We start from the raw sequence: 25,565 nt of genomic DNA on the forward strand, positions 1-25,565 counted from the left end.
GAGACGAGGGGCCCTCAGCCCATCAGCGCCCGACGCAGCAGGTTGAGCCCCGCCACCACCAGCACCACGAGCGTCGCCCGGCGGAAGCGCTGCTGGTCCAGCCGGTCCTGCACCGCCAGCCCCGCGGCCATGCCGATCATCGCCGGCACGACCATCACGACCGAGATCGCGCCCCCCTCGCCCAGCAGCAGGCCCGAGCGCAGGTGAGAGGCCACCAGGATCAGCGAGCCGAGCAGGAAGCTGACCCCCTGGGCGCGCACCAGCTCCTTCTTCGGCAGCTCCAGCGCGGTGAGGTAGAGCAGGATCGGCGGCCCCCACACGCCCGAGAGCCCGCCGAAGAACCCCGCCACCATGGCCACGCCCGCCTCGACCGGCTTCAGCCAGCGCTTCCGGGGCGCGGCGGGGCGCCAGCCCAGCAGCTGGATCAGCGCGAAGCCGCACACGCCCACGCCCAGGATGCCGAACAGCAGCGCCTCGGAGATCACCATGATCAGCTGGGCGGTCATCGCGATGGCGAGGAACATCACCAGGTTCAGCAGCCAGAAGCGGCGCAGCGTCTCCCAGGCCGCGCCCAGCCCCTGGCGGAAGGTCTGCCAGATGTTGGTGATCACCGCGGGCAGGATGATCGCCGCCACCGCCAGCGGCGCCGGCAGCACCGAGCCGATCGAGGAGATCGCGATCATCGGCAGGGCGAAGCCCACCACGCCCTTCGCGAAGCCCGCAACGAGCATCCCCAGCAGCGCCAGCGTCAGCGCGGTCATGCCGTGATCGGCGAAGAGTCCGGTGAAGTCCATGAAGGCGCCCTTAGCATTGCGCGCGGGCGGCGAACAGGTGATCCGTGCGCGTCCCGGCGGGCGTATGCACATTTCGTGTACGCGCCCGCCGCCGACCGCCGGCTGGTTTCGCGCAAGATATCGCTTGCGGCGCCCTGTCTTGGTGAAATGATCTTGCGCGCCCATTGACCCCGCGACGGCGCTTAACTAGCGTCCGCGCCCGAAACGTGACAGATTCCGCGGCGCAGCATCGTCTGCGCGCGCCTCGCGGCCAGCCCCGGTTTCCGACCGCCGGGCCGCCCGCCGACCGGAGAGGTTCCATCGATGAACGAAGCGACCGCGATCCCGACCGTCGAGCCGATTCTGGCTGATCTCGAAACGCTTTGCGCCGGCGCGATGCCTGCGGTCGAGGACATCGCGATGTCCGCCCGCCGCGCCCTGCGCGAGCGGGTGACGGTGGACGGCAAGGTCTCGGGCGCGGTGATGGACCGCGAGCAGCACGCCGCCCACGCGCTGTCGTGGATCGCCACCTACGCCGAATCCCTGCGCCAGATGCAGGCCTGGTCCGTGCGCCTGGCCGAGCAGGGCAAGTTCGGCGAGATCGAGAAGCTGCTGCTGCAGATCAGCTTCGGCGAATACCTCGCCCAGCTGACCGGCGGCATCATGATGAGCCAGAACGAGTTCGCGCGCCTCGCGGACCTCGGGCTGGCCGCCGAAGGCCTGGCGATGGCCGCCGACCCGTCCGTCGCGGCCCTGATCGCCGGCGGCAACACCGACGCCGCGCGCCATCGCCTGGTGGAGATCATGCGCGAGCGCGCCGGCGCCTCGACCTACGGCGACTGCGGGCTCGACGAGGATTTCGAGATGATCCGCGACCAGTTCCGCCGCTTCGCGGACGAGAAGGTCGTGCCCTACGCCCACGAGTGGCACCTCAAGGACGAGTTCATCCCCATGCCGCTGGTGCAGGAGATGGGCGAGATGGGCGTCTTCGGCCTGACGGTGCCGGAGGAGTACGGCGGCTCGGGCCTGGGCAAGACCGCGATGTGCGTGGTCTCCGAGGAGCTGTCGCGCGGCTACATCGGCGTGGGCAGCCTCGGCACCCGCTCCGAGATCGCGGCCGAGCTGATCCTCAACGGCGGCACCCAGGCCCAGAAGGACAAGTGGCTGCCCGCCATCGCCTCGGCCGAGATCCTGCCCACGGCGGTCTTCACCGAGCCCAACACCGGCTCCGACCTCGGCTCCCTGCGCACCCGCGCGGTGAAGGAGGGCGACGACTGGAAGATCACCGGCAACAAGACCTGGATCACCCACGCCGCCCGCGCCGACGTGATGACCCTGCTGGCGCGCACCGATCCCGACACCGACAACTACTCGGGCCTCTCGATGTTCCTCGCCGAGAAGCCGCGGGGCGACGACGCGAACCCGTTCCCCGCCGAGGGCATGACCGGCGGCGAGATCGAGGTGCTCGGCTACCGCGGCATGAAGGAATACGAGCTCGGCTTCGACGGCTTTGTGGTGAAGGGCGAGAACCTTCTGGGCGGGGTCGAGGGACAGGGCTTCAAGCAGCTGATGAAGACCTTCGAGGGCGCCCGCATCCAGACCGCAGCGCGCGCCGTGGGCGTGGCCCAGTGCGCCATGGAGATCGCGCTGAAATACGCCGAGGACCGCAAGCAGTTCGGCAAGTCGATCGTCCACTTCCCGCGGGTCTACGACAAGCTGGCGATGATGGCGGTCGAGATCATGGTGGCCCGCCAGCTGAGCTACCACTCGGCGCGCGAGAAGGACGAGGGCCGGCGCTGCGACCTCGAGGCCGGCATGGCCAAGCTCCTCGGCGCCCGCGTCGCCTGGGCCTGCGCCGACAACGGCGTGCAGATCCACGGCGGCAACGGTTTCGCGCTGGAATACCCGATCTCGCGGGTGCTCTGCGACGCGCGGATCCTGAACATCTTCGAGGGCGCCGCCGAGATCCAGGCCCAGGTCATCGCCCGCCGCCTGCTCGACGGCGTGAACTGATCCCGGCCGGGCGCGCCCGCCTCGACCCGACCGAACGCCCCGGCCTCCCCAGGCTCGGGGCGTTCTTCCTTTCGCCCCCGCCGCCCGCCCCATGCGCCCCGGCGCGACGCCCCCAACCCTCGCGAAGCGCCTGTTCTCCGGAGCCGTCTCTCGCGGATGCCGGAAAGAGCGACTCGGGGGGCGGGGTCAAGGATCGCGCAGCGACCCCCGAAGGGGGCTTGTCCTTGACCCCGCCCCCCGAGTCGCTCAGGCATCCATCAGCGAGAGACGGCTCCGGAGAACAGGCGCGGGCTTGTTCTTGGGTGAGTCAGGAGCCCGCCGGAGGCTCCCGCCTTCCCCAACAGAGGCGCGCCGCCCGCAGGAGGCCCAAGCCCGCCCGCAGGGCGCCTCCGCTCCTCGTCTCGCCTCAGGCCTTCGCCCCGCGCTTCCCCGATCCGATCAGCGGCGCAGCGCCCGCGTCCAGCGGCCAGCGCGGCCGCGCCGGCAGGTCGAGCGCGTCGTCCCCCTCGCGGGCCAGCTTCTCGGCTCCCGCCCAGGCGATCATGGCGGCGTTGTCGGTGCACAGGCGCAGGGGCGGGGCGACGAGGCGCCAGCCCTCGGCCGCCGCCGCCGTCTCCAGCTCCGCGCGCAGCACGGCGTTGGCCGCAACCCCGCCCGCGACCGCGATGGCGGGGGAGGGGCCGGCCTCGGGCGCGAATTCGCGCAGGGCGCGCGCGGTCTTCTTGGCCAGCACCTCGGCCGCCGCCGCCTGGAAGCCGGCGCAGAGGTCGGCGCGATCCTGGCGGGTGAGGCCGCCCTGCGCCTCGACCAGCCGGTCGCGCGCGCGGCGCAGCGCGGTCTTGAGGCCCGAGAAGCTCATGTCGCAGCCGGGGCGGTCCATCAGCGGGCGGGGCAGGTCGAAGCGGGTCGGGTCGCCGGCGCGCGCCTCGCGCTCCACCTCCGGGCCGCCGGGGTAGCCGAGGCCCAGGAGCTTCGCGACCTTGTCGAAGGCCTCGCCGGGCGCGTCGTCGATCGAGCCGCCCAGCCGACGGAAGCGGTCGGGGCCGAGCACGGCGAGGATCTGGCAGTGCCCGCCCGAGACCAGCAGCATCAGGTAGGGGTAGGGCAGGCCCTCGGTCAGGCGGGGCGTCAGGGCGTGGCCGGCGAGGTGGTTGACGCCCACGAAGGGCAGGCCCGCGCCCAGCGCGATCCCCTTGGCGCACATCACGCCCGAGAGGACGCCGCCGATCAGCCCGGGGCCTGCGGTGGCGGCGACGGCGTCGAGGGCGCCCAGGGGCAGGCCCGCCTCTGCCAGCGCCTGCTCGGCGGCGACGTCGAGGCGCTCGGCATGGGCGCGGGCGGCGATCTCGGGCACCACGCCGCCGTAGGCCGCGTGGAGCGTCGCCTGGTCCATGACGATGGAGGAGAGGATCTCTCCCGGCCCCTCGGGCAGGCCGTCGCGGAGCGGCGCGCGGACCACGGCGGCGGCGGTCTCGTCGCAGGAGGACTCGAGGCCCAGCAGGGTCAGGTGGGTGCGCATGCACGCGCGATAGCCCCGATCGGCGGCGCTGGCAATCCGGCCGGGGCGGCCCTCGCGGCCGCTGCGCGCCCGCATCGCCCCGCCCGGCCGTCCCCCTTTCGGCCGCGAACGGGTGGGGCGGCGCCTTGGGCGGGGAACGCGGCTCGTGCGGCGACGAGAAGGTCGGGTCTTGGGCGGGGCGCTTTCAACCCGGATGCTCGTCCGGGCCAGGCCCGCGAGGCAGGCCAGTGACGACCGCCCTGGCGAAACCGGCCGGAGCGTCGCCGGGCTCTGCGCAGCCGCGCAGGGCCGGCGGAGCCCTTCTTGCTCCTGACCTGGGCTTCGCTCGCAAGCGGTCTGTAAGGGCGCAGGACTAGGGGGCTGGCCCCCCTCCCGCCTCTCCGAGCGCCCGCGTCCGCAAACCCTCGCGCGGCGCGCCGGGAGCGCGTCCGGCCGGAGCGGGGACGGTCGGGCGGGGCGACGCGGCCGCGCAGCGGACGCGAGGGCCGCCCCGACCGGCCGGGGCGCCTCAGGCGGCGGTCGCCGGGGCCATGGTCCTCATCGCCTCGGCGGCGATCTCGAAGCTGCGGATGCGGGCGGCGGGGTCGTGGATGTGGCCCGCCAGGATCACCTCGTCGGGCCGGTGGCGGCGGATCAGGGCGGCGAGCTGGTCGCGCACCTGGTCGGGATCGCCCACCGCCGAGACCGCCTGGATCTCGGAGACCATGGCGAGCTGGGCGGGGGAGAGCACGTCCTCGATCCGCGCCACCGGGCGCGGCAGCGGGCCCGGCGTGCCCGTGCGCAGCCGCGCCATGGCGATCTGGGAGGAGGTGCGGATCCGGCGCGCCTCGGCCTCGGTGTCGGCGGCGAAGACGTTGGCGGCCAGCATGAAGTGGGGCGCGGGCATCCGGCCGGTGTCGCGGAAGTTGTCGCGGTAGACCTGGGCGGCCTCGAACACCAGCTGCGGCGCGAAATGGGAGGCGAAGGCGTAGGGCAGCCCGAGATGCGCCGCCAGCTGCGCGCCGTAGAGCGAGCTGCCCAGGATCCACACCGGCACCTTCGTGCCCACGCCGGGGATCGCGTTCACGTGGCGCCCGGGATCGGGATCGCCGAGGTAGTCCATCAGCTCCATCACGTCCTGGGGGAAGCGGTCGACCCCGTCCATCCCCCGGCGCAGCGCGCGGGCGGTGGGCATGTCGGTGCCGGGCGCGCGGCCCAGCCCGAGGTCGATGCGGTCGCCATGCAGGGTGGCGAGCGTGCCGAACTGCTCGGCGATCACCAGCGGCGAGTGGTTGGGCAGCATGATCCCGCCCGAGCCCACCCGGATGGTCGAGGTGCCCGCCGCCACGTGGGAGATCAGGATCGAGGTCGCGGCCGAGGCGATGCCGGGCATGTTGTGATGCTCGGCCAGCCAGTAGCGGGTGAAGCCCTCCCGCTCCGCCGCGCGGGCCAGGTCGAGCGTGGCGCGGAAGCTGTCGGCGGCGGTCGCGCCCTCGCAGATCGGCGAGAGGTCGAGCAGGGAATAGGGGATCATCGGGCGGCCTCCGGTCGGTTCGGCGTCCTTATCGGTTGCGCACAACATAGGTCGCGTCGCCGCCGGGCGCGAGGGGGGGCGGGCGGATGCGCGGCCCGCGCCCGGCGTTCTGCGGGGGACGCTCAGGCCGGCACGCCGGTGGGCAGGCCGTCGATCGAGACGACGTTCTTCTCCGCCCGGTACTCGACCAGCCCCTCGGCGCCCTTGCCCTCGGCCCAGCGGGTCAGCACGTCGCGCTCGCCCTGGTGGTCGAAGAGGGGGACGGCGTAGCCGCAGGAGGACTGCACCAGGTCCGCGGTCAGTTCGACGATCTGGCGCGCGCCCAGCGGGGCCTCGCCGTCGTAGGAGGCGGCGAGCCGCTCGGCATATTCGGGCGTGCCGTGGAACAGCGAGCGGCCGCGGCCGTAGAGGCGCAGGATCATCGGCGGCCCCTCGAAGGCGCAGAACATGATCGTCATGCGCCCGTCGACCAGCAGATGCGCCGAGGTCTCGGAGCCCGAGCCGGTGAGATCGAGGTAGCACACCCGGTTCTCGTCCAGCACCCGAAGCGCGTCCGTGGAGCGGGGCGAGAGGTTCACGCGGCTGTCGGCCGTCGCGGTGGCGGTGAAGAAGATCTTCTGCCGCGAGATGAAACGGGCGAGCGGGGGCTCGATGCGATCGTACTGCTTGGCCATGGAAGGCTCCGTCGCTGGGAACGGCGCGATGCTAGGAGGGCGGGCGCGGCAGGGGAAGGGGTTCTGGGCCGGGGCGCTGCGCGGGGAGAGGTCGCTTCGGGAGCTCACCAAAGAACAGGCGCTCCGCGAGGCCTGCGGGCGGGGCGTGGGGCCGGCGCCGGGAATGAGAGGGCGAGGGGGGCGCGGGCCGATGCGGCGGGAGCGCCGGGCGGCGCAGCGCGGCGGCGGGGGAGGGCGCGGCGGCTGCGGCCGGAGACGTGGGCCACGCGCGGCGCGGGCAGGGCGCGCCGCGGGCCGGACGTGGGCCTCAGGCGCGACGGGAGACGCGGCGCCTTCGGCGGGAGACGAGGGGGGGAGGGCGGCGCGCCTGCGGGGCGCGCCGGAGGGGTCAGCCGCGGGCACCGTGGGCGGCGTCGGCGAGGCTCTTCACGAAGGAGAGGACCTCGGCCGGGGCGTCGCCGGCGGCGATGCGCTCGACGATGGCCGAGCCCACCACGACGCCGTCCGCGACCTGGCCGATCTCGGCGGCGCGCGCCGGGGTCTTGATCCCGAAGCCCACGCAGATCGGCAGCGGCGTCGAGGCCTTGATCCGCGCCACCTCGGGACCGACGGCGGAGGCCGCGGCCTCGGCCGCGCCGGTGATGCCGGTGATCGAGACGTAGTAGACGAAGCCCGACGTGTTCGAGAGCACCTTGGGCAGGCGGCGGTCGTCGGTCGTGGGGGTCGCCAGGCGGATGAAGTTCAGGCCCGCGGCCTGGGCGGGGAGGCAGAGCTCCTCGTCCTCCTCGGGGGGCAGGTCGACCACGATCAGGCCGTCGACGCCGGCGGACTTCGCCTCGGCGAGGAAGGTCTCGACGCCCATCGAATAGATCGGGTTGTAGTAGCCCATCAGGACCACCGGGGTCTCGTCGTCGCTCTCGCGGAGCTCGCGGACCACGCCGAGGGTCTTCTTCAGGGTCATCCCCGCCTCCAGCGCGCGCTGGCCGGCGAGCTGGATGGTGGGGCCGTCGGCCATCGGATCGGTGAAGGGCAGGCCCAGCTCGATCACGTCGACGCCCGCGCCCGCGAGGCCCGTCACGATCTCCAGCGAGGTCTCGAGGTCGGGGTCGCCCGCCATCACGTAGGAGACGAAGGCCGGCCGGCCCTCGGCCTTCAGCTTCGCGAAGCGTCGGTCGATGCGGGTCATGCCGTCCTCATGCGCTTGGATCGGTGAAGTCGTCGGAGAGGGGGGCCGCGCCGGGCCCTGGGGCCCGGGCGGCGCAGGTCAGGGCGCGGGCGCGATCGCCCGACGCCGGTCGCAAGGCGGGCCTGAGGGCCCGCGCGCGATCAATCGTCGTCGCGGAAGTACTTCTTCTCGCGCGGCTTGCCGTCCCAGCCGGTCTTGCCGCGACGGTTGTCGTCCCGGCCCGGCTTGCCGCCGAAGCCGCCGCCGTCCTCGTTGCGGTCGTTGAACCGACCGCCGCGGTCGCCGCCCCGGTCGCCGCCGCCGAAGCCGCCCCGGTCGCCGCCGCGGAAGCCGCCGCGATCCCCGCCCCGGTCGCCGCCGCGGAAGCCGCCGCGCTCGCCCCGGTCGTCGCCGCCGCGGAACTCCCACTTGTTGAGCAGGGAGTCGTTGAAGGTGTCGCGCCCGATCCTGCCCTCGTGGCACCAGACCACGCTGACGTCGTCACCCTCGACGCTTTCGACCGCCATGCGCATCGAGCCCGAGATCAGGACGACCATGTCGCCCGCGCTGAATTTCGCCACGTAACGTAACCTTCGATTCGCCCCGCCGCATCGCGGCTGGAACGTGGTTGTTCGCTCGCCCCGGACCCCCCGGAGCGATATTGGATCAGATGGACGTCCCCAGCGCCTCGGCGACGGTGAAGATGTCCTTGTCGCCGCGACCGCACATGTTCATCACGAGCAGCGTGTCCCTGGGCAGCGTCGGCGCGAGTTTCGTGACATGCGCCAAAGCGTGCGCAGGTTCAAGCGCCGGGATGATGCCCTCGGTGCGGCAGGATAGCTGGAAGGCGTCGAGCGCCTCCCGGTCGGTGACCGAGACGTATTCGACCCGCCCCATGTCGTGCAGCCAGGCGTGCTCGGGCCCGATGCCGGGATAGTCGAGCCCCGCCGAGATCGAGTGCCCCTCGATGATCTGGCCGTCCTCGTCCTGCAGCAGGTAGGTGCGGTTGCCGTGGAGCACGCCCGGGCGCCCGCCGGTCAGCGAGGCCGCATGCTCCATGCGGTCGTCCACGCCGTGGCCGCCGGCCTCGACGCCCACGATGCGCACGTCGGGATCGTCCAGGAACGGGTGGAACAGGCCCATGGCGTTGGAGCCGCCGCCGATGCAGGCCACCAGCACGTCGGGCAGACGGCCCTCGGCCTCCATCATCTGGGCGCGGGTCTCCTTGCCGATGATCGACTGGAAGTCGCGCACCATCGCCGGGTAGGGGTGCGGGCCCGCCACGGTGCCGATGCAGTAGAACGTGTCGGAGACGTTGGTCACCCAGTCGCGCAGCGCCTCGTTCATCGCGTCCTTCAGCGTGCCGCGGCCGGAGGTGACGGGCACCACCTCGGCGCCCAGCAGGCGCATGCGGAACACGTTGGGCTTCTGGCGCTCGACGTCGGTGGCGCCCATGAAGACCACGCACTTCAGGCCGAACTTGGCGCAGACGGTGGCGGTGGCCACGCCGTGCTGGCCGGCGCCGGTCTCGGCGATGATCCGGGTCTTGCCCATCCGCCGCGCCAGCAGGATCTGGCCCAGCACGTTGTTGATCTTGTGCGCGCCGGTGTGGTTGAGCTCGTCGCGCTTGAAGTAGACCTTCGCGCCGCCGAGCTCCTCGGTCAGGCGGGGGGCGAAGTAGAGCGGCGAGGGCCGGCCCACGTAGTTCGCCCACAGGTCGTCCATCTCGGCCCAGAACGACGGGTCGTCCTTGGCGCGGGTATACTCCGCCTCGAGGTCGAGGATGAGCGGCATCAGCGTCTCGGAGACGAAGCGGCCGCCGAAGATGCCGAAGCGCCCGCGCTCGTCGGGGCCGGAGCGGAAGCTGTTGAGGCCGTCTGCGGTCATGGGAACTCTCTCTCGCGCGCGTCGAGGGCGGTTTAACCCCTGACGGGCCGGAGGTGAAGGGGGCGCGGGGCGGCCGGGCGCCGTAGGACGCATTTCGATGCGCCAGGCGGGACGCGCGGACGGACGGGGCCGCCCGCGCCTTCCCTCAGAGCTTCATCTTGAAGCCCTGGTGGCTCTGCTCGAAGCCCTGGGCCTGCCAGAAGCGGTGGGCGTCGGGGCGGGCGTTGTTGGAGGTGAGCTGGAGGATCGCGGCGGCGCCCGAGCGGGCGATCTCGACCGCCTCGGCGATCATCTTCGCGCCCAGGCCCGTGCCGCGCAGGTCGCGCGCGATGCGCACGTTCTCGATCTCGGCGCGCGTGGCGCCGGCCCAGGAGATGCCGGGCATGAAGATCAGCTGGAAGCAGCCCACCACCGGGCCCGTCGCCCGGTCGCACGTCACCGCCACGTAGAGCGTGTTGCCCCGCTGCTCCTCGATCGCGTGGAAGGCGGCGAGATAGCGGGGGTCGTCGGCCGGCGCCTCGCGCTCGACGCCGAGGTCGTCGTCGCTCAGCAGGGCCACGACGGCGGGAAGGTCGGCCTCGCGCGCGGGGCGCACGATCAGCGTTTCGGCCTGCGGTTCGGCGAGGGTCTCGGTCATGAAAGCTCCCGGTAGACGGCCCGCTCGAAGCTCTCGAACGCCGCGCGGGCGGGGGGCGAGAGGAACGGGCTCTGCTGCATCATCAGGACCGCCGCGAGGCCCGAGGCCGGGTCGATCCAGTAATGGGTGTTGAACAGCCCCGCCCAGAACAGCGTGCCGGCCCGGCGCATGCCGGGCACGTCCTGCTCGACGCGCATGAACAGGGGGGTGTGGGTCTTCTCGACGCCGGGGAAGATCTCCAGCGGCGCGGTCAGCATGGGCAGGGCGCTGGGCAGGTTGCGCACGCGCAGGTCGCCGATGATGCTGGCGGACATGGCGCGCACCGTCTCGGGCGCGAAGACGCGGACGCCGTCGAGCTCGCCGTCGCGCAGGATCATGCGGGCGAAGCGGGCGTAGTCGGGGGCCGTCCCCGACATGCAGCCGCCCATGGCGAAGAAGCCGTCGGGGTATTCGCCGATGCCGGGGGCGGGGGCGAGGCGGCCGTCCTCGCCGGGGCGATGGTTGGAGACGAGGCGCGGGCGCATCGCCTCGGTCAGCGTCACGTCGGTGGAGGTCATGCCCAGGGGGCCGAGGATCTCGCGCGCCAGGAACTCGCGGATCGGCTCGCCCGCGATCTCCTCGATGGCGATGCCGATCCAGTCGATGGCGACCGAGTATTCCCAGCGCTCCCCCGGCTCGCGCAGGAAGGGGAAGTTGGCCAGGCCCGCGCGGCCCGCGTCCCGCCGCTTCACCCCGCGCTGGGCGAGCAGGCGCAGCTGGTCGGCGTTCCACATCTCGTAGCCCAGGCCCGCGGTGTGGCTGGCGAGCTGGCCCAGCGTGACCGGGCGGCGGCGGGGGCGGAAGCGGGGCGTGTCGCCGTCGAACCCGTCGAGCACGGGCAGGGCGCCGAGGTCGGGGAGCAGCGCGCCGGCGTCGTCGTCGAGGCTGCACCGCCCCTGTTCGACCAGGCGCATCAGGGCCGCGCAGCCGATCGCCTTGGTCATCGAGGCGATCTGGAACACCGAGTCGAGCGTCATCGGCTGGGCGCCGCCGGCGGCGCGCAGGCCGTGGGCGCTCTGGTGCAGGGTTCCGTGGTGGTCGGCGACCACCGCGACGCAGCCGACCGTGTCGCCGGCCTGCACATGCGCCTCCAGCGCCTCGGAAATCGCCGCGATCACGGGCATTCGTCCCCTCCCCTTATGGTTTTGCGGGGACGATAGCCGAGGCGGCGGCCCGGTTCTACGCCGGAAGCGCCGCAGCCTGGGCGGCCTTGCAGAAGGCGCGGATCAGGTCGGGATCCTTCACGCCGGGGGCCGATTCGACGCCGGAGGACAGGTCCACCTGCTGCGCGCCGGTCAGGCGCACGGCCTCGGCCACGTTGCCCGCCGTCAGGCCCCCCGCCAGCATCCACGGCGTCGCCCAGCGGCGGCCCTGGATCAGGCGCCAGTCGAAGGGCAGGCCCGAGCCGCCGGGCAGGGGCGCGCCCTTGGGGGGCTTGGCGTCGATCAGCAACTGGTCGGCGGCGCGCGAATGCTCGGCGATGGCCGCGAGGTCGCCCTCGTCCGCCACCCCGATCGCCTTCATCACCGGCAGGCCGAAGCGCTCGCGCACCTGGGCCACGCGCTCGGGGCTCTCGGCGCCGTGGAGCTGGATCATGTCGATCGGGGCGGCGTCCATCAGCCGGTCGAGCAGCGTGTCGTCGGCGTTCACCGTCAGCACCACCTTGCACAGGCCCGGCGGGGCCGAGACGGCGAGGTCGGCGATCTCGGCCAGCGAGCGGTGGCGCGGCGACTTGGGGAAGGAGACGAAGCCCACGTAGGCCGCGCCGGCGGCGGCGGCGGCGGCGACGTTGGCGGCGGTGTCCAGGCCGCAGATCTTCACGCGGACGGTCATGGCGAGCCCTCGTCGGAATGAGACGCGCGCCCCCCGGGTCGGGGGGCGCGCGCGGTCAGGTCAGGATCGGATCAGCCGCGGGTCAGGCCGAGGATGTCGTGGTCTTCCTCGCCCGCCTTCTGCGCCAGGCGCCGGTTCTCGGCGTCCAGGCGCGCGGCCTCCTTCTTGTAGAGCCGTTCCTTGCGGCGGTGCTCGGTCTCGCGCAGCATCTCGAGCACGAGCCCGATCAGGATGCCCAGGAACACCGCCAGGAACAGCGCGACGTAGATCGGCAGCGTGACCTCGGTCGGGATGCCCTCGGCCCCCGGCACGCCGACGCCCTCGGGCAGCCAGCGCAAGGTCACGGGCCCGCGATTCGCGATCGCCAGAAGCACGGCCGCGACGGCGACCACGATCAGGAACAGGTACTTGAGATAGCGCACCCAGCTCTCCCCTCGGATTTCCAGGCGCGCCCGGAACCGAAGCCGCCGCGCCCTGTCTCAGTCCTCGTCGTCGTCGTCCCCGTCCGCGCCGCCGTTCAGGCGCATGCGCAGCTCCTTGCCCGTCTTGAAGAAGGGCACGTGCTTTTCGGGCACGGGGACCGCCTCCCCCGTTCGGGGATTGCGGCCCATTCTTGCATCCCGCCGCTTCACAGAGAAGGCGCCGAAGCCGCGCAGTTCGACCCTGTCTCCCGACGACAGGGCGGACGCGATTTCGTCGAAGACGGTCGAGACGATGCGCTCGACGTCCCTGTGATATAGATGCGGGTTTTCCTCGGTCAGGCGCTGTATCAGCTCCGACTTGATCATCCCTGTCCCCTCTCGTGGCGAGGGCTAAGCCTCCGATCCCCCGCCTCGTGATTCATTATCCGTGGTTCGAATACCGTTGTCACATCATTTGAGGCGAAAAAAGCGCCTATCGCAACGCAATCACTGGAGAATAGAGTAGAATCTGGGTCCGAACGTCAACCGTTTCAGTTGCGCGGTCATGGCGTCGAATTCCGACAGGTGGAGGCCGAGAAGCTTTCCGAGCAGCGACTCGCCTTCCCGCTCCACTTCCGCCTGGCGCACCGGCAGGTCGGAGGGCACCCCCTGCGAGACCAGCCAGGAGAGCGCCTCGTCGGGGCCGCCGATGTCGTCGATCAGCCCGCGCTCCAGCGCCTGGCGGCCCGAGAAGGCGCGCCCGTTGGCCGCCTCGTCCAGCGCGGCGTCCGAGAGCGCGCGCCGCTCCCCCACCAGGCCGCGGAACCACTGGTAGGCGTCGGCCATCAGCTCCTCCTCCCAGGCGTCGACCTCGGGGGGCGTGGCCGAGAAGGGCGAGGGGCGGGCCTTGTAGATGTCGGAGCGCCGCTCGGAGATGGTCACGCCCAGCCGGTCCATCAGGCCGCGCACGTCGACCTCCTGCTTCACCACGCCGATCGAGCCGGTCAGGGTGTTGCCGCGCGCCACGATATGGTCGGCGGCGATGGCGGCGATGTAGCCGCCCGAGGCCGCGACCTCCTCCATCTGGGCGACGACGGGCTTGGCGACGGCGATCTTGCGGATCGCCTCGTAAAGCGCCTCCGACCCCGCGACGGTGCCGCCGGGACTGTCGATGCGGATCATCACGCCCGCGACCGAGGCGTCCTCGGCCAGGTCCTTGAGCAGCGCGTCGCGCGCGGGATCGGCGGTGATCAGGCCGGACACGTCGAAACGGGCGACATGGGGTCCGGGGCGGCCGACCTCGACCGCGTCGGTGGTCGTGGCGGCGTAGATCGCGACGCCCAGCACCGCGAGGGCGAAGAGACGCCAGAATGTGAAGATGCGCTTCATGAAACGGGTCTTCTCACGGTCGGCGGCGGCCGTCCAGCGCGAACCGCGCGGCGCCCCTGCAGGCGGGCGGGGCGGCGCCGCGGGCGGGCTCGGCCAGGGGATCAGGCGGGCGCGCCGTGAACGGCCTCGATCTCGGCGGCGACCAGCGCCTGGAGCCGCCACAGGTAGCGGTCGTGGATCCCCAGCGCCTCGAGATGGACGACGGTGTTGCGCAGGTATTCGGCGCAGCTTCCCGCGGGGCCGGCGGCGCGGGCGATGCGCGCGGCCTGCGCCTCGATCGGCAGGTGCAGCACGCCGCGGGCCGCGGGGGGCGCGCAGTAGAAGGCGAGCGTGCGGATCGTCTCGCCCCCCGCCCGCGCCGGCACCCAGCGCAGCCAGGGCCGGTCCTCCTGCCAGGCGACCTCCCGCTCGAGCAGGCGCAGCATCCGTCCCTCGGGGTCGTCCTCGGGCATCCGGTAGGCGACGCCCACGCAGGAGCCGCCGCGGGCGAGCGCCATCATCAGCCCGGGCTCGGCGGGCGTGGCGCGCCAGTCGTGCATGTCCATGCAGAAGGCCCGCCGCCAGCCGTGGACGGCGACGCGCCGGGCCTCGAGATGCTCGAAGGCCGGCTTCCAGATCAGGGAGCCGTAGGCGAAGACCCAGAACGGCCCCCCCTGGGCGCCGTCCAGCAGCTCGCGCGCGAGGGCGCGCTTGTCGTCCTCGGTCAGGGGCGTGCCCCAGTCGGGCGGCGCCTCGCCCGCGTGCGGGGCGATGCGGCGCACGTGGGCCTCGGTCAGCGCGGGGCGACGGGGGGCGGCTGGGGGCATGGCGGGGGACCGGGGGCGGAGGCTCAGGGGATGCGGCGCAGCCAGGCGTCGGAGGCGTATTTCTCCGCCGCCAGCGTCTCGGCCGCGGCCAGCTCCCCGGGCGTCAGCGCGTCGGGGGTCCCGCCGTGGAGGGCGACGAAGGAGGCGGTCAGCCGCTCGATCACCTGCTCGCGCGGCAGGCCGGTCTGGCTGCGCACGGGATCGACGCGCTTGGCGGCGCTGGCGATGCCCTTGTCCGAGATCTTCTCGCGCCCGATGCGCAGCACGCGGGCCATCTTCTCGCCGTCCATGTCGTAGGCCATGGTCACGTGATGCAGCACCGCGCCGCCGGCGAAGCGGCGCTGCGCGGCGCCGCCGATCTTGCCCTTGGGCGAGGCGATGTCGTTGAGCGGCTTGTACTCGGCGTCGATCCCCACGCCCTGCAGCGCCGTGATCACCCACTGGTCGAGATAGGCGTAGCTGTCCGCGAGGCTCATGTCCGCCACCAGCGCGTCGGGGGCGTAGAGCGAATAGGTGATCGTGGCGCCCGGCTCGACCAGCATCGCGCCGCCGCCGGTGGCGCGGCGCACCACCTCGATGCCATGGGCCTGCGCCTGCGCGAGATCCACCTCGTTGCTCAGCGACTGGAAGTTGCCGATCACGATGGCCGGCCGCTCCCACCCCCACCAGCGCAGGGTGGGGGGGCGGCGCCCGGCCGCGACCTCGCGCGCCAGCACCTCGTCGAGGGCCATCTGCATCGGCGGGGTCACCGGCTGCTCGCCGATGATGCGCCATTCGTGGTCGCGCCAGGTGCGCGCGAGGCCCAGCGCCCGGCGCACGGCGATGGCGACCGCCTCGGGCGAGAAGCCGACCAGCGCCGCCTCGGGGCGCAGGCCGCGGCGGATGGCGGCGGCGAGGGTCTCGACCGGGGCGTCCGCAGGCAGGCCCGTGAGCGCGGCGAGGATGTCGTCGAGCGCCTCGTCCGGCTCGAGGAAGAAGTCGCCCGAGATCCGCACGTCGGCGAGCCGTCCGTCGCGCACGCCCAAGTCCGCGATCACCAGCTTGCCGCCGTGGACCTTGTATTCGCCATGCAGCGCGGGGCGGTCGTCGGGGGCGGCGTCGGTCATGGGCGGTCTCCTGCACGGCGGGTGGAGACCGATATGGACCCGCGCGGGGCCGAGGACCAGAGGGGGCGGCGGCGCGTCCCGGCCCGGAGGCGCCGCGTCGACCCGTGCGCCCGGGGCGAGGCCGCGCCCGCGGCGCGCGGCGGACGCGGCGACGTCGGCCCGCTCTCCCGGACGCGGGCGGCGGGAGAGGGTGCGTCCGGGCGCCCCCGGCCGCCGCGCGCCGCGGGCGGGAGGGGAAGGCCGGGCGCGACGTCGGCCGCGGCGCCTCCTGCGCCGGGGCGCGGGGCTCACCCCCGCAGGCGATGCTCTCGCCACAGGACGAAGCCGCCGCTCGCCACGATCACCGCGGCGCCCAGAACGGCGGGGGCGTCGGGGATCTCCCGCCAGATCAGCCAGCCCAGCAGGGTCGCCCAGATCAGGGCGGTGTAGTCGAGCGGCGCCACCACCGCCGCGGGCGCGAGGCGGAAGGCCTGGGTCATCATCGTCATGCCCGCGGTGCCGAAGACCGCGATGGCCCCGAACAGCCACAGGTCCTGCGCCCGCAGCGGGATCCAGACGAAGGGCACGACCATCCCGCTCAGCAGCGCCGCGGCGCCGGTGAGGTAGAGGAGCAGGGTCCACACGCTCTCGCGCGGGTCGAGCCAGCGGGCGCCGATCATCAGGAAGGCGTAGACGAAGGCGGTGGCGACCGGCAGCAGGGAGACGGGGCGGAAGGTCTCGGCCCCCGGGCGGACCACGATCAGCACCCCCACGAAGCCCGCCAGCACCGCCAGCCAGCGCCGCCAGCCCACCGGCTCGGCCAGCAGCAGGGCCGAGAGGGCGGTGATGAACAGGGGCGCGACGAAGGCCAGCGCCGTCGCCTCGGCCAGGCCCATGCGGCTGATCGAGGTGAAGAACAGCAGCGTCGCGACGATCCACAGCGCCCCCCGCACCACGTGCGCCGCCGGCCGGTGCGAGCGCAGCGCCCCCGCGCCCCCCGTCGCCCAGGCCAGCGCGATGGCGAAGGGCAGGGCGATGGCGTTGCGCAGGAACAGGATCTGCAGGGGCGAGTAGGTGGCGGTCAGCGTCTTGGCGATGGCGTCGTTGACGCTCAGGCTCGCCACCCCCACGCACATCAGCAGCGCCCCGGCGGCGGGGCTGCCGATGGGGGTCATGCGCGCGTCGGTCATGGCGTCTCTCCCTTTGCGGGTCGTTTCTTGGTCGCGGAGGCCCCGCCCGGACGGCGGGGCGCCCCGGCGGGCGAGGGGCCGGCCCTGCTAGGTCCGGCGGGCGCCGCGCGGCCGGGTCGGCCGCGTCAGGCGCGGGCGTGCGGGGACGGGGGCGCGCCTGCGCCGGACCGCGAGGCGGCCGGGGCGGCCGGATCGGAGAGGCGCCGGGGTCGGGGAAATGCCTCGCCCGGGGCGTCGGCGTCGGCGTCGGTGCGGGCGCCGAGGGCGGGGGAGGGGAATGGAAACGTCAGGTCGGGCCTCTCGCCGGCACCTTGGCCGCCGAGGGGAGTCGGGGCAACGAAAAAGGGCGCCCGCGAGGGGCGCCCTTCTCCAGTCTTTCCAGACCTCCGCGGGGCCGGAGCCCTGCGGATGCGACGATCACTCGTCGCGGGTCTTGAGGGCGGCGCCCAGGATGTCGCCCAGCGAGGCGCCCGAGTCCGACGAGCCGAACTGCTCGACCGCCTCGCGCTCCTCGGCGATCTCGCGCGCCTTGATCGACAGGCCCAGACGACGGGCGTTCTTGTCGATGTTGGTCACGCGGGCGTCCACCTTGTCGCCGACGTTGAAGCGCTCGGGGCGCTGGTCGGCGCGGTCGCGGGCGAGGTCGGAACGGCGGATGAACGCCTTCATGCCCTCGTACTCGACCTCGATGCCGCCGTCCTCGATCTTGGTGACCGTGACGGTGACGATCTCGCCGCGCTTCACGCCGCCGGCCGTCGTGGTGAACGAGTCCTCGGAGAGCTGCTTGACGCCCAGCGAGATCCGCTCCTTCTCGATGTCCACATCGAGAACCACGGCCTGGACGATGTCGCCCTTCTGGTACTCGGCCAGGGCCTGCTCGCCGGGACGATCCCAGTCCAGGTCGGACAGGTGGACCATGCCGTCGATGTCGCCCTCGAGGCCGATGAACAGACCGAACTCGGTGATGTTCTTGACCTCGCCCTCGACATGGGTGCCGGCGGGGAAGTTCTCGGCGAACAGCTCCCACGGGTTGCGCAGGCACTGCTTCAGGCCCAGCGACACGCGGCGCTTCACCGGATCGACGTCCAGGACCATCACCTCGACCTCCTGGGAGGTGGAGACGATCTTGCCCGGATGGACGTTCTTCTTGGTCCACGACATCTCGGAGACGTGCACCAGACCCTCGACGCCCGGCTCCAGCTCGACGAACGCGCCGTAGTCGGTGATGTTGGTCACGCGGCCCATCAGCTTCATGCCGGCGGGATACTTGACCTCGACGCCCTCCCACGGATCGGCCTGAAGCTGCTTCATGCCGAGCGAGATGCGGTGCGTCTCCTTGTTGATCTTGACCACCTGGACCTTCACGGTCTCGCCGATGTTCACGATCTCGGAGGGGTGGTTGACCCGGCGCCACGCCATGTCGGTGACGTGCAGCAGGCCGTCGACGCCGCCCAGGTCCACGAACGCGCCGTAGTCGGTGATGTTCTTCACCACGCCGTCGACGGTGTCGCCCTCGGTCAGGCGGGCCACCACCTCGGCGCGCTGCTCGGCGCGGCTCTCCTCGAGAACGGCGCGGCGCGAGACCACGATGTTCCCGCGGCGGCGGTCCATCTTGAGGATCTGGAAGGGCTGCGGAACGCCCATCAGCGGGGTGATGTCGCGCACCGGGCGCACATCGACCTGCGAGCCGGGCAGGAAGGCCACGGCGCCGCCGAGGTCGACGGTGAAGCCGCCCTTCACGCGGCCGAAGATCTGGCCTTCGACGCGGGCGTCCTTCTGCGAGGCGGCGGACTCGAGACGGTCCCAGGCCTCCTCGCGGCGGGCCTTGTCGCGGCTCAGGACCGCTTCGCCCTTGGCGTTCTCGACGCGGTCGAGATAGACCTCGACCTCGTCGCCGACGCCGATCTCTTTCTCGCCGGGACGCTGGAATTCCTTCAGCTCGACGCGGCCTTCCATCTTGAAGCCGATGTCGATCAGCGCCTGGCCGTTGTCGATCGCGAGCACCTTGCCGCGGACGACGCTGCCCTCATCGGGCATGTGGAGCTCGAAGCTCTCTGCGAGCAGGGCCTCGAAGTCTTCCATGGTGGCATTAGCCATGTGCAGTCATTCTCCGTTTCGTGCGTATTCGGGCCAGCCGGTTGGGTCCGGCGGTCTTGCGTTGAACCTCAGGCGGGCGAGGCGCTTACCCTGGCGCAAACGCGAAGGCCCGGGGGCGTGCCCCAGGCCTGCTCGATCAGCCTTCGCGTTTTCTTGTTATCAGCGCCGCCGCTTCGGCGATGGCCGCGTCTATAGTCAATTCCGTGGTGTCGAGCAAGAGCGCGTCGTCCGCGGGCTTCAGGGGCGCGTCGGCCCGCTGGGCGTCGCGGGCGTCGCGGCGGGCGAGGTCGCCGGCCACCTCCTCGAGCGTGATCGCGGGGTTGGTCTTGACCAGCTCGGCATGGCGGCGCTGGGCGCGCACCGCGTCGGAGGCTGTGACGAACAGCTTCACGTCCGCGTCGGGGCAGATCACCGTGCCGATGTCCCGCCCGTCCAGCACCGCGCCCGAGGGCTGGGCGGCGAAGGCGCGCTGGAAGTCGAGCAGGGCCTGGCGCACCTCGGGGATCGCGGCGACGACCGAGGCGGCCTCGCCCACCGGGCCGGTGCGCAGGCCGTCGGCCTTCAGGTCCTCGGGCTTCAGGGCGCGGGCGGCGGCGATGGCGACGGGGGCGTCGATGGTCCCGCGGCCGTCGCGCAGGGCCTTCAGGCCGGTCGCGCGATAGAGCAGCCCGGTGTCGAGATGGGCGAAGCCGTAGCGCTCGGCCAGCGCGCGCGACAGCGTGCCCTTGCCCGCGGCGGCGGGGCCGTCGATGGCGACGACGAACCGTCCCGGCGCGCTCATCGGCCCGCCACCTCGCCCGGGGCGATCCGGTCGTAGCGGGGCAGGCCGTCCGGGGGGATCGCGTCCCAGTCGGCTTTCGAGGCGGTGAATTCATGGGCCGAGAGGCGCAGGCCGGTGGGCATGTCGGCGGTCCCCATCCAGATCTCGAGGCGGTCCCAGTCCGTGGCGGTCCAGAACAGGTTCCCGCCGCAGGTCCCGCAGAAGCCGCGGCGGCCGGTCTCCGAGGACGCGTACCAGCGGAGCGTGGTCTCTTCGATGCGCACGTCCGCGGCGGGGAACGTGGCGCAGGCGACGTGGTTCCCGGTGGTGCGCCGGCAATCCTCGCAATGGCAGGCGACGACGGGGACCGGCCCGGTCTCGACGCGCCAGCGCACGCCGCCGCACAGGCATCCGCCGCCCAGGATCACGACCAGCCCCCTTTCAGCCAGCCGTAATCCTCGGGCTCGTCCCCGGCGAAGGCGGGCAGGGCGGGGTCGAGCTCGAAATAGTCGCCCTTGCCGGCCACGTGGATATGGCCGACCAGCGTCAGGCCCGAGGGCATGTCGAGCGTGCCGGCCATGATCGAGACATGGGTCTCGGCGTCCGGCGCCCAGAACAGGTTGCCCCCGCAGGTCCCGCAGAAGCCCCGCCGCGCGGAGGGGGAGGAGCGGTACCACGTCAGCGTGCCGCCGCTCTCCAGCACCAGGTGCTCGGGCAGGCAGGCGGTGGCGACGACGTGGTGGCCGGAGGTGCGCCGGCACATCTCGCAATGGCAGCCGACCGCAGGGCGGAGCGGCCCGGTCACCCGGTAGCGCACGCCGCCGCACAGGCACCCGCCGGTGGCGCGGGTCCCGGGGACGCCGCCGGGGGTGGGGCCGGGATCGGGAACGGGGGCGTCGTCGTCGCTCATGCGTCCTCCGTCTCGCCGATCGCGGCGCCGAGGCGCGCCATCAGGGGGCGGAAGTCGGGGAAGGAGGTGGCGATGGGCCCGCCGTCGTCGACCGTCACCGGCGCCTTCGCGGCCAGCCCGCCGACGAGGAAGGACATGGCGATGCGGTGGTCGAGGTGGGTGGCCACCGTGCCGCCGCCCGGCATCCCCCCGGCGCCGAGGCCGTGGACGGTCAGGCTGTCCTCCGTCTCCTCTACGCGCACGCCGTTGGCCTCGAGGCCGCGGGCCACCGCGTCGATGCGGTCGCTCTCCTTCACCCGCAGCTCGCCGATGCCGCGCATCACCGTCGCGCCCTCCGCGAAGGCGGCGACGACGGCGAGCACGGGGTATTCGTCGATCATCGAGGGCGCGCGCTCGGGCGGGACCTCGACGCCCTTGAGGTTCGGCGAGAAGCGCGCGACGACGTCGGCGGTGGGCTCGCCCCCCTCCTCGCGCAGGTTCTCGAGGCTCAGGTCGGCGCCCATCTCCTGCAGCGTGGCGATCAGGCCGGTGCGGGTGGGGTTCATGGCGATGCCGGGCAGGCGCACCTCCGAGCCCTCGACCAGCAGGGCCGCGCACATCGGGAAGGCGGCCGAGGACGGGTCGCGGGGCACGGCCAGCGTCTGGCCGGTCAGCTCGGGCTGGCCGGTCAGCAGGATGCGGCGGCCGCCCTCGGGCAGGGTCTCGCTCTCCAGCGTCGCGCCGAAGCCGGCGAGCATCCGCTCGGTATGGTCGCGGGTCGCCTCGGGCTCGATCACCTCGGTGATCCCCGGCGCGTTGAGGCCGGCGAGCAGCACCGCGGACTTCACCTGCGCCGAGGCCATGGGCAGGCGGTAGGAGACGGGGAGCGGGTCGGCCGCCCCGGTCAGCACCAGCGGCAGGCGGCCGCCGCGGCGGCCGCGCGATTCGGCGCCGAAGAGGGCGAGCGGATCGGTGATGCGGCCCATCGGGCGGCGGCGCAGGCTGGCGTCGCCGGTGAAGCAGGCCGAGATCGCGGTGGTGGCCATGGCCCCCATGATCAGCCGCACGCCGGTGCCGGAGTTGCCGCAGTCGATCACGTCCTCGGGCTCGGCGAAGCCGCCGACGCCGACGCCGCGGACCCGCCAGGCGCCCTCGCCCGTGCGCTCGACCTGCGCGCCGAAGGCGGACATGGCCCGCGCGGTGTCGAGCACGTCCTGGCCTTCCAGCAGGCCGGTGATCCGCGTCTCGCCCAGCGCGAGGGCGCCGAAGATCAGCGCGCGGTGGGAGACGGACTTGTCGCCGGGCACGACGGCCTCGCCGCGCAAGGGGGCGCCCGCGCGGGCGGTCAGGGGAACGGGCTGGCCGTGGGCGGACATGGGCGGGCTCCGGCTTGGGGACGGGGAACGCCTAGACGATCCGGGCGGCGTCGTCCACCGGGCGCGCCCGCGGACAGGGGCGCCGCGTCGGCCCGCGCGCCCGCGGCCGGCCCTTCGCCCGCGGCGCATCCCGGCGTGGCGCGGGCGGCGAGCGGCGCCGGACGGGCGGGCGCGGGGATGCGGGACTGCTGGAGGATCGGCCCGGGAGCGGGTGCCGGACGACGGCGGAGGCGCCGAGCGCGGTCGCGGGCCTCGGTCCGGCCGGGCGCCGTCGCTCGCCCTGCGCCGCGGGCCGGCGGGGACGGCCGGGCGCGCGGGGCGACGCGGCGCTCCCCCGCCGGCCGCCGGCCGCGGCGGTCAGAGGCGGCGGAAGCGCAGGTAGTGGGGCGTGCGCCCCTCGCGCACCGCCTTCGCCTCGTAGCGGGTGCGGGTCCAGCCCTCCCACGGCTCGCGCCAGTCGGCGGGGCGCTCGGCCAGCCACTCGAAGGCGGGATGGGCGCGGCACTGGACCAGCGAGTGGCGCACGTAGTCCTCGATGTCGGTGGCCACCCGCAGCTCGGCCCCCGGCGCCATCACCCGGGCCAGCGCGTCCAGCCCCTCGGGGTTGATGAAGCGGCGCTTGTGGTGGCGGCTCTTGGGCCAGGGGTCGGGGTAGAGCACGAAGGCCCGCGCGACCGAGCCCGCGGGCAGCACGTCCATCAGGTCGCGCGCGTCGCCGGGGTGGATGCGCACGTTGTCGATGCCGCGCCGGGCGAGGTCGGCCACGCACATCGCCACGCCGTTGATGAAGGGCTCGCAGCCGATCACGCCGATCGCGGGGTCCGCCTCGGCCTGGGAGAGCATGTGCTCGCCGCCGCCGAAGCCGACCTCGAGCCACACCGGGCGCGCCGCGCCCGGGGCGTCGCCGAAGAGGGCGGCGAGGTCGATGGGCTCGCGGTCGGGGTTCTCGTCCCAGCCGACGCGGGGCGGGCGCAGCGCCTGGAGCGTGGTCTCCAGGTGCTCGGCCTGGCCCTGGCGCAGCTTCTTGCCGTGCCGTCGGCCGTGGAAATTGCGCCAGGGGGCGCCGTCCTCGCGGATGGGTGTCTCGGTCATGGCGCGCGCTCTAGCGAGGTCGGCCGCCGCTGTCGAGCCTGTCGCGCGGCGCGCGGGCGGCGGAGCGGCCTCGCCGGGGCTCAGCCGGGCCGGCCGGGACGGGCCCCTTCGGCGGCGTAGGCGGCGAGGAGGGCCGGGAAGGCCTCCGGCCCGGGGAAGCGGTCGTGGCGATGGGGGGCGGGGGTGCCGGCCCAGGGCAGGGCGTCGGCGCGCATGGTCTCGAGGAACGGGACCGTCCAGCCCGCGTCGTCGAGCATCGTGGCGCGCAGGTTCACGAGGCCCCCGAAGGCCGCGATGCGGGTGAACACCCAGGAGCCGCAGGCGGGGCAGATCCGGTGGTCGATGCCGGACGGCGGCAGGCCGTCGCCGCCCTGCTCGGCGGCCTCGGCCTCGGCGAGGCCCGTGGCCCCGGCGCATCCCCGCTCCAGCGCGCCGCCCAGGCCGCCGCGGATCGAAGAGCCCTGCGTCAGGGCGAAGCCCGCCTCGGGCAGCATCAGCGTCAGCGAGAAGGCCGAGCCGGTCATCCGCTGGCAGCCCCGGCAGTGGCAGGCGGCCGAGAGCATCGGCGGCGCCGTCACGGCGAAACGCAGCGCTCCGCAGCGGCAGCCGCCGGCCCAGGGCAGGCGCCAGCCGGAGGCGTCGGCGTCGGCGGCGGGGGCGGGGGCGGGCGCGGCGGGATCGGACACGGCGGAGCTCCTTCGAAACGACCTGGGACGAACGCGCCGCACAGTGCCTCGCGGCGCCGGCCCGCGCCACCGCCTCGGCCGTCGCAGCCCGGACCGGCCGTCGGAGCCGGGCGCCGCGTCGGCGGACGCTACCGTGGCGCGGGGCGCGCCCGCGGCTCAGGGCGGACGGCGCGCAGGGGGCGGCCGTCGCCGGAGGCGGGACGCCGGGATGCGCCGCGGACGGAAGGCCGGCCCCGCGCAGGAGGGTCGACGCGGCGCCAGGTCGAGGCCGGCGAGACGGGGGCGTCGGGGCGGCCGCGGCGGCGACAGGCGGGCGAGGAAGGGACGTCGGGCGAACGTCGGGGGCGCGGAGACGAGAGGTGCGGCGTCAGCCGCCCGGAAACGAAAGCGCCGCCCCGGGGCAGGGGCGGCGCGATGTCCGGCAGGGGAGGGGCGGAGCCCTCCGGATGCGCCTCAGACGGCGGCCTTGATCGCCTCGGCGAGGTCGGTCGCCTCCCAGGAGAAGCCGCCGTCGGCCTCGGGGGCGCGGCCGAAGTGGCCGTAGGCCGAGGTCCGCTCGTAGATCGGCTTGTTGAGCTGCAGCTTCTCGCGGATGCCGCGGGGCGACAGGTCCATGACCTTGCCGATCGCGGCCTCGATCCGCTCCTCGGGCACCTCGCCGGTGTCGAAGGTCGAGGCGTAGATCGACAGCGGCTGGCTGACGCCGATGGCGTAGCTGAGCTGGATCACGCATTTCTTCGCCAGGCCCGCGGCGACCACGTTCTTGGCCAGGTAGCGCGCCGCGTAGGCCGCCGAGCGGTCCACCTTGGTCGGGTCCTTGCCCGAGAAGGCGCCGCCGCCGTGGGGCGCGGCCCCGCCGTAGGTGTCGACGATGATCTTGCGCCCCGTCAGGCCCGCGTCGCCGTCCGGCCCGCCGATCACGAACTTGCCCGTGGGGTTCACGTGCCACACCGCGTCCGCCGCGATCCAGCCGTCGGGGATCACGCCGCGGATGTAGGGCTCCACCCGCTCGCGCACCTGGGCGGAGGTCAGCGAGGCGTCGAGGTGCTGGGTCGAGAGCACGATCGAGGTCACCGCCACCGGCATGCCGTTCTCGTAGCGCATGGTCAGCTGCGCCTTGGCGTCGGGGCCGAGCCACGGCTCGGTCCCGTTCTTGCGCACCTCGGTCAGCTTCTTGAGCATCGCGTGGGAGTAGTGGATCGGCGCGGGCATCAGCGCGTCGGTCTCGTCGGTGGCGTAGCCGAACATGATGCCCTGGTCGCCGGCGCCCTCGTCTTTGTCGCCGGCGGCGTCCACGCCCTGGGCGATGTCGGCGGACTGGGCGTGCAGGTAGTTCTGCACCTTCATCGTCTTCCAGTGGAAGCCGTCCTGCTCGTAGCCGATGTCCTTCACGACCTTGCGGGCGATGTCCTCGACCGAGTCGATCACCGACTGGGGCCCGCGCACCTCGCCGCCGATCACCACGCGGTCGGTGGTGGCGAAGGTCTCGCAGGCGACGCGGCTGTAGGGATCCGCGGTGAGGAAGGCGTCGAGCACCGCGTCGGAGATGCGGTCGCAGACCTTGTCCGGATGTCCCTCGGACACCGACTCCGAGGTGAAGATGTAGCTGTTCCGGGCCAAGCGGGCGCTCCCTCGAACACGGGCCGCGCTGGGGGACGCGGCGAGTTTGGACATGAACGGCCCCCGTCTAAGCAGGCCGGCTCCGCGCGGTCAAGGCGAGCGCCGGGCGGCGGGGGGCCGA

25 protein-coding genes are annotated in these 25,565 nt (G+C 73.4%); 1 reads left to right on the forward strand and 24 read right to left on the reverse strand.

Annotated elements, in window-relative coordinates; translation table 11 throughout:
• Window positions 1–14: 14 nt before the first annotated feature.
• Window positions 15–794 (reverse strand): sulfite exporter TauE/SafE family protein, encoded by a 780-nt coding sequence (locus P2H44_RS18970; RefSeq protein ID WP_275765953.1) that lies wholly within the window; start codon window positions 792–794, stop codon window positions 15–17.
• 303 nt (window positions 795–1,097) lie between these two features.
• On the opposite strand from P2H44_RS18970, the gene P2H44_RS18975 reads away from it, so the two are divergent.
• Window positions 1,098–2,786 carry an acyl-CoA dehydrogenase family protein gene (locus P2H44_RS18975; RefSeq protein WP_275765955.1) on the forward strand — a complete coding sequence of 563 codons (1,689 nt, stop codon included), beginning with the start codon at window positions 1,098–1,100 and terminating at the stop codon, window positions 2,784–2,786.
• Window positions 2,787–3,192: 406 nt separating this feature from the next.
• Here the strand turns inward: P2H44_RS18975 and tsaD are convergent, their stop codons facing one another.
• The 23 genes from tsaD to metK all read right to left on the reverse strand — a co-directional run bounded on the left by tsaD (window position 3,193) and on the right by metK (window position 25,444).
• Window positions 3,193–4,305 (reverse strand): tRNA (adenosine(37)-N6)-threonylcarbamoyltransferase complex transferase subunit TsaD, encoded by a 1,113-nt coding sequence (tsaD, locus tag P2H44_RS18980; protein ID WP_275765957.1) that lies wholly within the window; start codon window positions 4,303–4,305, stop codon window positions 3,193–3,195.
• Between the two features lie 508 nt (window positions 4,306–4,813).
• The gene (locus P2H44_RS18985) at window positions 4,814–5,818 is read right to left on the reverse strand and encodes an LLM class flavin-dependent oxidoreductase (RefSeq protein WP_275765959.1); all 1,005 of its coding nucleotides are present in this window, start codon (window positions 5,816–5,818) and stop codon (window positions 4,814–4,816) included.
• 122 nt (window positions 5,819–5,940) lie between these two features.
• On the reverse strand, window positions 5,941–6,492 hold the full coding sequence (locus P2H44_RS18990) for a pyridoxamine 5'-phosphate oxidase family protein (RefSeq protein ID WP_275765962.1): 552 nt from the start codon (window positions 6,490–6,492) through the stop codon (window positions 5,941–5,943).
• Window positions 6,493–6,880: 388 nt separating this feature from the next.
• Entirely contained in the window at window positions 6,881–7,678 is a 798-nt protein-coding gene (gene trpA, locus P2H44_RS18995; RefSeq protein WP_275765964.1) for a tryptophan synthase subunit alpha, read from the reverse strand.
• Window positions 7,679–7,818: 140 nt separating this feature from the next.
• Window positions 7,819–8,238, reverse strand: coding sequence for a hypothetical protein (locus tag P2H44_RS19000; RefSeq protein ID WP_275765966.1), 420 nt, complete (start codon window positions 8,236–8,238; stop codon window positions 7,819–7,821).
• 85 nt (window positions 8,239–8,323) lie between these two features.
• Entirely contained in the window at window positions 8,324–9,544 is a 1,221-nt protein-coding gene (gene trpB, locus P2H44_RS19005) for a tryptophan synthase subunit beta (RefSeq protein WP_275765968.1), read from the reverse strand.
• 145 nt (window positions 9,545–9,689) lie between these two features.
• A complete protein-coding gene (locus tag P2H44_RS19010; protein ID WP_275765970.1) occupies window positions 9,690–10,181 on the reverse strand; it encodes a GNAT family N-acetyltransferase in 492 nt (163 codons plus the stop codon).
• Window positions 10,178–11,344, reverse strand: a complete 1,167-nt coding sequence (locus P2H44_RS19015; protein WP_275765972.1) for a serine hydrolase domain-containing protein — start codon at window positions 11,342–11,344, stop codon at window positions 10,178–10,180. The genes P2H44_RS19010 and P2H44_RS19015 overlap by 4 nt, the downstream gene beginning before the upstream one ends.
• A gap of 55 nt (window positions 11,345–11,399) precedes the next feature.
• On the reverse strand, window positions 11,400–12,053 hold the full coding sequence (locus P2H44_RS19020) for a phosphoribosylanthranilate isomerase (RefSeq protein ID WP_275765974.1): 654 nt from the start codon (window positions 12,051–12,053) through the stop codon (window positions 11,400–11,402).
• 71 nt (window positions 12,054–12,124) lie between these two features.
• The gene (locus P2H44_RS19025; protein ID WP_275765975.1) at window positions 12,125–12,475 is read right to left on the reverse strand and encodes a LapA family protein; all 351 of its coding nucleotides are present in this window, start codon (window positions 12,473–12,475) and stop codon (window positions 12,125–12,127) included.
• 57 nt (window positions 12,476–12,532) lie between these two features.
• Window positions 12,533–12,841 carry an integration host factor subunit beta gene (gene ihfB, locus P2H44_RS19030; RefSeq protein ID WP_275765977.1) on the reverse strand — a complete coding sequence of 103 codons (309 nt, stop codon included), beginning with the start codon at window positions 12,839–12,841 and terminating at the stop codon, window positions 12,533–12,535.
• Window positions 12,842–12,961: 120 nt separating this feature from the next.
• Complete coding sequence (gene sppA, locus P2H44_RS19035; protein WP_275765980.1) at window positions 12,962–13,843, reverse strand: signal peptide peptidase SppA; 882 nt, start codon at window positions 13,841–13,843, stop codon at window positions 12,962–12,964.
• Window positions 13,844–13,944: 101 nt separating this feature from the next.
• Window positions 13,945–14,649, reverse strand: a complete 705-nt coding sequence (locus P2H44_RS19040) for a gamma-glutamylcyclotransferase (RefSeq protein ID WP_275765982.1) — start codon at window positions 14,647–14,649, stop codon at window positions 13,945–13,947.
• A 23-nt stretch (window positions 14,650–14,672) separates the two neighbouring features.
• On the reverse strand, window positions 14,673–15,755 hold the full coding sequence (locus tag P2H44_RS19045; protein ID WP_275765985.1) for a lipoate--protein ligase family protein: 1,083 nt from the start codon (window positions 15,753–15,755) through the stop codon (window positions 14,673–14,675).
• A 287-nt stretch (window positions 15,756–16,042) separates the two neighbouring features.
• Entirely contained in the window at window positions 16,043–16,924 is an 882-nt protein-coding gene (locus P2H44_RS19050; RefSeq protein ID WP_275765987.1) for a DMT family transporter, read from the reverse strand.
• A 417-nt stretch (window positions 16,925–17,341) separates the two neighbouring features.
• Window positions 17,342–19,021, reverse strand: a complete 1,680-nt coding sequence (gene rpsA, locus P2H44_RS19055) for a 30S ribosomal protein S1 (protein WP_275765990.1) — start codon at window positions 19,019–19,021, stop codon at window positions 17,342–17,344.
• Window positions 19,022–19,157: 136 nt separating this feature from the next.
• Window positions 19,158–19,802: a (d)CMP kinase gene (cmk, locus tag P2H44_RS19060; protein WP_275765991.1), complete on the reverse strand. Its 645-nt coding sequence runs from the start codon at window positions 19,800–19,802 to the stop codon at window positions 19,158–19,160.
• Window positions 19,799–20,209 carry a GFA family protein gene (locus P2H44_RS19065; protein WP_275765993.1) on the reverse strand — a complete coding sequence of 137 codons (411 nt, stop codon included), beginning with the start codon at window positions 20,207–20,209 and terminating at the stop codon, window positions 19,799–19,801. The genes cmk and P2H44_RS19065 overlap by 4 nt, the downstream gene beginning before the upstream one ends.
• Entirely contained in the window at window positions 20,206–20,691 is a 486-nt protein-coding gene (locus tag P2H44_RS19070; RefSeq protein WP_275765995.1) for a GFA family protein, read from the reverse strand. Before P2H44_RS19070 ends, P2H44_RS19065 begins: the two co-directional genes overlap by 4 nt.
• The gene (gene aroA, locus P2H44_RS19075; protein WP_275765997.1) at window positions 20,688–22,046 is read right to left on the reverse strand and encodes a 3-phosphoshikimate 1-carboxyvinyltransferase; all 1,359 of its coding nucleotides are present in this window, start codon (window positions 22,044–22,046) and stop codon (window positions 20,688–20,690) included. The genes P2H44_RS19070 and aroA overlap by 4 nt, the downstream gene beginning before the upstream one ends.
• A gap of 357 nt (window positions 22,047–22,403) precedes the next feature.
• Window positions 22,404–23,138, reverse strand: coding sequence for a tRNA (guanosine(46)-N7)-methyltransferase TrmB (gene trmB, locus P2H44_RS19080; protein ID WP_275766000.1), 735 nt, complete (start codon window positions 23,136–23,138; stop codon window positions 22,404–22,406).
• A gap of 80 nt (window positions 23,139–23,218) precedes the next feature.
• Window positions 23,219–23,824, reverse strand: a complete 606-nt coding sequence (locus tag P2H44_RS19085; protein ID WP_275766002.1) for a GFA family protein — start codon at window positions 23,822–23,824, stop codon at window positions 23,219–23,221.
• 453 nt (window positions 23,825–24,277) lie between these two features.
• A complete protein-coding gene (gene metK / locus P2H44_RS19090) occupies window positions 24,278–25,444 on the reverse strand; it encodes a methionine adenosyltransferase (protein ID WP_275766004.1) in 1,167 nt (388 codons plus the stop codon).
• Window positions 25,445–25,565: the final 121 nt, after the last annotated feature.

The sequence above is a fragment of the Albimonas marina genome (assembly GCF_029223255.1).
GTDB lineage: Bacteria > Pseudomonadota > Alphaproteobacteria > Rhodobacterales > Rhodobacteraceae > Albimonas.